The sequence below is a fragment of the Endozoicomonas sp. ONNA2 genome, assembly GCF_024606365.1.
Taxonomy (GTDB): domain Bacteria; phylum Pseudomonadota; class Gammaproteobacteria; order Pseudomonadales; family Endozoicomonadaceae; genus Endozoicomonas.
In genome coordinates, this window is sequence record NZ_JAHHPO010000817.1 from 1 (window position 1) to 6,559 (window position 6,559).

Below are 6,559 nucleotides of genomic sequence, written 5' to 3' on the forward strand. Positions count from 1 at the left end.
TAAGGCTATGCTCCCTACGTTGCGCCTTGCATAGTAACTGTCCACTTAGCCAGAATTATACGATTCCATTTGGCCAACTACTTATTTGTCCATGCCTCGGGACATCACTGTTCCCCCTTTCTATCCACTATCCTGAAAAGCAGTGCATAACGCCCCCCGGTTATGACAAAGCCATGAATATACCATCGGACAAAAGCACGTTGTTTCACCCCGAAAAAACAGTAAACAACCGTCTTAAGAAAAACAGTAACGCCTTATTTGCCAGTAAGAAAGCAGACCATGTAAATACTGTCAGGGTTTATATAAAGGAAGCGTATACACAGACACACCAGTCATTAATTAACCCTGGTATTATCAACAAAACAACTGTCCATCGCTTCGAAATCGGAGATAGGACTTATTGCTCAATTAGTGGTGAGGGCGGTGATGAATACATAAAGTCGCTTTTTCAAGGTCAGGATGACGAAATTTCTTTTGTTGCCAAAGACCGGGATGACATTGAGTATGAATATCACCCTCCAGTCCCCTGGGGGAAACGATTTATCAAGTGGATTTCACAGGGGGCCAGCTACTGTACGACTTGCGAAGACAATAAAGATCAGCAATCATCCTGTCATCAGTTCGAACATTTTTTACATTGCGGAGTCAGCAGATTTTCAGTCAGAAACATTATGACCTGTTATAACGAAACTATTGTCAGGGATATAAAAACAGTTAAACCCTTTAGTTATCTAAACCTGTCAGATACCTATACACAAGAATGGATTCATTCCATGACGTACATAGGCTCCGGTTTCTGCATTGGCAAATTTGGCACGGGTCCTATTGCTATCCAGACTGTTGAAAACTCCTTATTACATTGGTGTAACAAAGATTGTGAAAGCCCCAGGTCAATTACGCTACGGACTGGTTTATTGTATGCGGGTTAATGCCCATAAACTTTCAGATGTTATTTGCCAATCATTGCGTAGAAACAATAAACAAAGCCCGAAATACCGGGCTTTCAAGCAACTTCACTTCCTGTCAGGCATCAGGATTATCAGATTCTTTCAGACGTTCCTGCCGTTTCTGCTCTTCGGCCAGAACCGCTTTAATTTCTGCCAGCACTGAGTCCACATCGGCTGCTTGCTCCACTTCGGTGAACAGGCCAGTAAGCCCGGTTTCCGGGGTCAGCTCGCCATCTTCATAGAGTGCCCATATCTCGTTGGCATACTGGCTGTTCAACAGCTCCGGCGCAAACTGTCCATAGTACTGCGTGATGTTGTTGATGTCTCTGGCCAGCATCAAGCGGGCATGGTTGTTGGCCGAGGCATCCACGGCCTGGGGCAGGTCGATAATCACCGGACCGTCGTCATCCACCAGAACATTGAATTCCGACAGGTCGCCATGAATCAGACCGGCACAGAGCATCAGCATGACATAATGCATCATGGTGGCGTGGTCTTCACGAGCCTGTTCAGCGGACATGGACACTTCGCCCAGGCGTGGGGCAACCTGACCTTCATCATCCGTCACCAGTTCCATCAATAGTACGCCATCCAGGCAGATATAAGGTTGTGGGACTCTGACGCCAGCGCTTGCCAGACGGAACAGGGCATCAACCTCGGCACTCTGCCAGGTCTCTTCCTGTTGTTTTCGGCCATATCTGGAGCCTTTCTCCATGGCTCGCTGCCGTCGACTGTTGCGCTCTTTGCGGCCCTCCTGATATTGGACGGCTTTTTTAAAGCTGCGTTTTGCTGCTTCCTTATAAACCTTGGCGCAGCGGATAGCATTTCCACAACGCACCACATAGACATCGGCTTCTTTACCACTCATTAGCTGGCGGAGTACTTCATCCACCAGTCCTTCATCAACCAGGGGTTGGATTCGTTTCGGGGTTCTCATAAGGCACTTTTACCTTATTTGAACCTCCGAGGGAATAGCGGTTTTGGTAATAAGCGCGGATAATAGCGCATGGCAGGCAATTATGTGGAATTGGTATAAGCTATTTCAGGCAGACTGTCGGTAATGTCCCTGATCAAGCCTCTCTTTGCAGGCAGTGTTGCCCGGACGATTGGCGGCGTGATGATGATAATGTTAGCGAAATGGCGGGGTGGTTTACCAGAAATGGTTTATAAACGTAAATGTCCTGATAAATCACCGGACCGGATGAGACGCCAATGAAGAAATTGAAAAATGAAAAAGAGCTGGTCAAGAAGGCCATTGAATATGGCATGAAGTACGGGGAAAAGCGAGGAGTTGTTGAATTTGAGGCGACCGATTCTGTCAATGAGAAAATCGAATACATATACCGACTGCTGGTCCATGATCACCTGATTCAACCCCTGCCGGAGGATCAGGTATCCCAGGTGACCATGAAGCACAAACTGGCAATCTGGGCATCTAAACAGAAGCCGGGTTAATCGATGTTGAAATCGCTGATAGAGGGCGGACGGTCCAATCAATGATAGGCTGATGAGCTTGAGAATATGTTTCCCGGGCTCATTTTGATGGTTTGGTCTCGCTTTCAGGATGGATCATCTCATCATAGGTTTCGGAATAAACCAGCTGCAAGTGGTGAGCAATTTGATCCCCAAGGGTCTCTTTTGCTTCACTAATACTGTGGAAAATAGCGGGGGAACCATCATTATTTCTCAGTAGGCGCATCCGGTCCACCTGGCATAAATAGATATCTCCCTCCTGACTCAGCAGTTGGACAGGCAGAGGGTTTTCTTTGAAGGCTTTTTTCAGTTCTTTGAGCGTCATTGATCTTCTCCTGATTTGCCCCCTGATAAAGAAAACGACGATTTATCGCAGAGATTTCCCCGTCCCGCCATCAGTCGTCCGGCAAAAGTGTGTACAGGCCACACCTGCAGGGGGCATAATTCGCTACGGTTTTGTTCATCCTTTCCCGTTCTATTGGATTGTTGATAGCGACCATAACAACCGCACCACCTTGCTGAATGTGATCGTGACAGGATTGCAGGCGACTATTATTACCTCAAGGATCGATCATCCCGCCGAGCCAGGCAGGGAAGCCAGGGGCGATCAGGCAGGCGAGGACGGTACCAATACCGCCAGCAGGATGACCAACCCAAAGGTTGTAGGTAAAGAATCCAACCGTCGTTGCCAGAACGACACCGACCTTAAATTTTAGATCACCACTATGAATGGTGTCGTTTTTTTCCTTTAAGTTGAGATGGTTAAGGTGGCAGTTTGTGCTACAAGAGTGATCCTGGTGAGCAATATGAATCCGGTTGTGATTAATACCGGCATTTTCGAGTTGTTCAAAAAGTTCTCTGGCCGTTTTGAGGCCGGGGAGTAGAAAAAGGTGCTTTTTCATGGTCGCAATTCCTTTGCAGTGAAATACTGAAACACGCTTTGTTGCTTTTGTTTTTTGGGAGCGCTGGTGAACTCAAGCTTTTCAAGTCTTTAACAGTGGAGTCCTTATATCGAGTAAATCAGGATGAACTTTACTCATGACATTATTGTGAATGTTGTCAGCGGCAAATTCCTTTAAGTCCCTGACCCGGGCCACAGCAAGCCTCTGGATCACCAGACAAAGTTGGACTTGGCCATCTCTCCGTTATCCACCAGAATATCCTGTGCGGTCATGCTGCGATTGACGATTGCCATAAAGTAAACCCATTGTGCTATTTCTTCAGGGCTGGCCCATTTTGGCAGCAGCGTTTCATTCATAATGGCTTGCCATTTTTCAGGATCGTCCATGACCGGCCGGTTCAATTCAGTCAGCACGCCGCCCGGAGAAATACTGTTGCAGGTGGCACCGTACTGTGCAACCTGTAGCGCGGTCCATTTGGTGTAGGCGACCACACCACCCTTGGAGGCAACATACTCCGGAAATTCGGCACCTGAATGCGCACTGGCAGAGGCGACATTGACAATGGCTTGAATCGCCGGTTGCAGGCCGTACAGTTTGGTACAGTTCATCACACCGCCTAAATTGATGGCCACATCCCGGGCGGTGTTTTGCACCCCGACATTGTTGATCAGATGCGTTGTGCCCGCAATGTCAGGGAGCGATTCCGGGTTTGCTACATCGGCCATAAAATGGTGGTAACGGGCGTTACCAAGTTCGCCGGAATTAATATCGATACCCACCACGGTGATGCGCCCGTCCTGCAGAAAACGCTGACAAATCGCCAGGCCAATACCGGCACTGGCGCCGGTAACGATCACTTTCATGCACGCTCCCATATTTCCCTGACCTTGATCTTTCTGCACAGATAGACAGCAGGTGTATCGCACAGGCTGGTCACCACAAAGATGCCATAGCTGGTGAGGATGATACTGAGCAGATCTGGCACCGGGAACGTTCCGTAAAATGCACCAAAGGTGAACAGAACCGCATTTAAAAACTGGGAAATCAGGGTAGATACATTGTTGCGCAGCCACAGATACTTCTCGGTAAACCCTGTCCAGTGCCAGATTTTGTGGTAAAGCCACACATCAAGGCGTTGGGTAATGGCATAAACCAGCAGGCCAGTAATCATCAGGCGAGGCGTATTGCTGAAGATGGCCTGAATATGGGGCATGGCAAAATCCAGGGTGTTGGGCAGGAAATACAGCCAGCTCTGGGAGATGGCAATAAACAGTGCCGAGGTAAAGAACCCGATATTGACTGCATAGTCAGACCATTTTTTACCACCCACCTCGCTGAGGATATCGGTCACCAGGAAGGTGGTGGCAAACATGATATTTCCCAGGGTCATCTCCATACCGAAGGCATCGATCTGCACCAGTACTTCAATATTGGCAGCCACGATGGCCAGCACCGTGTAACACATAAGTCCCGTTTTACCGAACAGCCGGTAGGTTAAAATGACCATGCCATAAAATAACAAAAGCTGGCCAATCAAAAGCAATTCGTTCAAGTGTTCTCTCTTATCAACTACTTTGTATGTTGTTGCCGGTGGTGATTAACGAATGTTTGAGGACTTTCCCCGGAAGGAATGTTCATTCGTTATAGCAAATATCCGTATTCACAATGCTGAATAAAATTCGCTGCTATGGGTGAATAGTTATAAAGAATAAAGTCTTAATCAAGTAAATTATTAATGTTAACCATCTGAACTGAACTTTTTTCTAAATGCGGAATATCAGTCATTCCTGAGCAAGTTGTTTTAAAATTAAGTAATTGTTCTTTTCCGGGGTAAGCTGACCCGGATCAGGGTCAGCCTGGAAAATCAATGAATCAATGGGTTGCCCAAGGCTTCACAGGCACCGGTCAGGCCCGGGTTGTCGTGAATAATCAGACTGGTTGGTATGGCTGCCAGATAGCTGACCATTTTATCGTTAACTTCGAATGAGGTTCTAAAGTCCGATTGGGCGAAAAACTCAGGGAAGCGTGGAATAATCCCGCCAGCAATATAAACCCCCCCCTGGGCTCCAGTGGTCAGTGCCGCATTACTGGCAGCCCTGCCCAGCAGTTGACAGAAATGCAGTAAGGTCTGTTTGCACCGAGGGTCACCACTCAGGGCCTGTGCGGTAATTTCATGGTTTTTCAGTGTCTGTGGTTGACCAGACAACATACCATGGGCTTCATGTAGCCGCTCGATACCAGAACCACACAGTACCGATTCCCAGGAAACATAGCCCAGTTTCTGCTGCAGAATACCGAGAATCTGGCTATCCATGGAAGATATGGGCGAAAATGCAGCATGTCCGCCTTCTCCGGGCAGAGGCAACCAGTAATCCCCTGCCTTTTTCAGTGCCGCGACGCCAAGGCCTGTACCCGGTCCAATAATCAGCTTGCTGGCTCCTGCCATTGCTTCTCCATTGCCAATCTTGATCAGGGCGTTTTCAGGCAGGGCAGGGAGGGCAAGAGCCTGGGCCGTAAAATCATTGATCACTTTGAATGACAGCAATTTCAGCCTGTCTTTCATGTCAGACTTGGTGAATTCCCAGTGATTATTGGTCATTTTTATCGTCTGGCCACTTACCGGACAGGCAAACGCCATGCAGGCATGATCCACGGTTACTTGCTGATGCCTCAGGTAATCGATGACCGCATGGTCAAGATTGTCGTAGTCATTACAGGCCAGCACTTGTACCGAGTCATTTTGCAACCTGCTACCCATTGAGAGTGCAAACCGTGCGTTGGTGCCACCGATATCAGCTACCAGTGCCATTGAGTCATTCAATAAGGTATCACGTGACATAATGAAGAGTGCTTCTGTCAAGTACCCGGAGCAGACGATTGTATTGCCATACAGGCCGATACATGGTGCTTTGGGATTCTGGTTACGGATTTGGTAATGGGCGGGATTTTACCTTACTGCTGAGTAAAGCCGTAGCTTAATGTCATGCATTGGGTATAGGAGCATTTTAACAGATCCTGGTGGCTGAATATCGGAGCAATTCCAACTAACAGGCTATTGTTGTAAGATCGCCCGGTTGTATTACAGATTCTGGTATTGGTCCGGGAGGCTGTCCGAGAATAGCGCCCGACCGGGCGTCCCCGTAGCGAGGTTGACAGAAATTTTTAGACCAATTTGCTGCCACCGCACGACTGCATGGATGCAGGAGCCAGAGCAACGCAGGAGCAGTTGCCGCGTAG

8 protein-coding genes are annotated in these 6,559 nt (G+C 48.1%); 2 read left to right on the top strand and 6 right to left on the bottom strand.

What is annotated here, in order from left to right; genetic code table 11:
* The coding region (locus KDK14_RS14485; protein WP_257265882.1) for a hypothetical protein at window positions 1–929 on the top strand (929 nt) is incomplete at its 5' end.
* A gap of 94 nt (window positions 930–1,023) precedes the next feature.
* Here the strand turns inward: KDK14_RS14485 and KDK14_RS14490 are convergent.
* Entirely contained in the window at window positions 1,024–1,884 is an 861-nt protein-coding gene (locus tag KDK14_RS14490) for a PA4780 family RIO1-like protein kinase (protein ID WP_257265883.1), read from the bottom strand.
* Between the two features lie 275 nt (window positions 1,885–2,159).
* Between KDK14_RS14490 and KDK14_RS14495 the strand changes: the two genes are divergently transcribed.
* On the top strand, window positions 2,160–2,402 hold the full coding sequence (locus KDK14_RS14495; RefSeq protein WP_257265884.1) for a DUF5062 family protein: 243 nt from the start codon (window positions 2,160–2,162) through the stop codon (window positions 2,400–2,402).
* 79 nt (window positions 2,403–2,481) lie between these two features.
* Here the strand turns inward: KDK14_RS14495 and KDK14_RS14500 are convergent, their stop codons facing one another.
* The 5 genes from KDK14_RS14500 to glk form a co-directional block, all read right to left on the bottom strand.
* Window positions 2,482–2,745, bottom strand: coding sequence for a DUF6482 family protein (locus KDK14_RS14500; RefSeq protein WP_257265885.1), 264 nt, complete (start codon window positions 2,743–2,745; stop codon window positions 2,482–2,484).
* A gap of 235 nt (window positions 2,746–2,980) precedes the next feature.
* Complete coding sequence (locus tag KDK14_RS14505) at window positions 2,981–3,322, bottom strand: hypothetical protein (protein ID WP_257265886.1); 342 nt, start codon at window positions 3,320–3,322, stop codon at window positions 2,981–2,983.
* Between the two features lie 209 nt (window positions 3,323–3,531).
* Window positions 3,532–4,185, bottom strand: a complete 654-nt coding sequence (locus KDK14_RS14510) for an SDR family NAD(P)-dependent oxidoreductase (RefSeq protein WP_257265887.1) — start codon at window positions 4,183–4,185, stop codon at window positions 3,532–3,534.
* Window positions 4,182–4,874 carry a queuosine precursor transporter gene (locus tag KDK14_RS14515; RefSeq protein ID WP_257265888.1) on the bottom strand — a complete coding sequence of 231 codons (693 nt, stop codon included), beginning with the start codon at window positions 4,872–4,874 and terminating at the stop codon, window positions 4,182–4,184. The genes KDK14_RS14510 and KDK14_RS14515 overlap by 4 nt, the downstream gene beginning before the upstream one ends.
* Before the next feature lie 312 nt (window positions 4,875–5,186).
* Window positions 5,187–6,161, bottom strand: coding sequence for a glucokinase (gene glk, locus KDK14_RS14520; protein WP_257265889.1), 975 nt, complete (start codon window positions 6,159–6,161; stop codon window positions 5,187–5,189).
* Window positions 6,162–6,559 lie beyond the last annotated feature (398 nt).

Excerpts from the sequence above, each read along its gene's own strand:
- KDK14_RS14490 (WP_257265883.1), bottom strand. The coding sequence starts at position 1,884 with ATGAGAACCCCGAAACGAATCCAACCCCTGGTTGATGAAGGACTGGTG.
- KDK14_RS14495 (WP_257265884.1), top strand. The coding sequence starts at position 2,160 with ATGAAGAAATTGAAAAATGAAAAAGAGCTGGTCAAGAAGGCCATTGAA.
- KDK14_RS14500 (WP_257265885.1), bottom strand. The coding sequence starts at position 2,745 with ATGACGCTCAAAGAACTGAAAAAAGCCTTCAAAGAAAACCCTCTGCCT.
- KDK14_RS14505 (WP_257265886.1), bottom strand. The coding sequence starts at position 3,322 with ATGAAAAAGCACCTTTTTCTACTCCCCGGCCTCAAAACGGCCAGAGAA.
- KDK14_RS14510 (WP_257265887.1), bottom strand. The coding sequence starts at position 4,185 with ATGAAAGTGATCGTTACCGGCGCCAGTGCCGGTATTGGCCTGGCGATT.
- glk (WP_257265889.1), bottom strand. The coding sequence starts at position 6,161 with ATGTCACGTGATACCTTATTGAATGACTCAATGGCACTGGTAGCTGAT.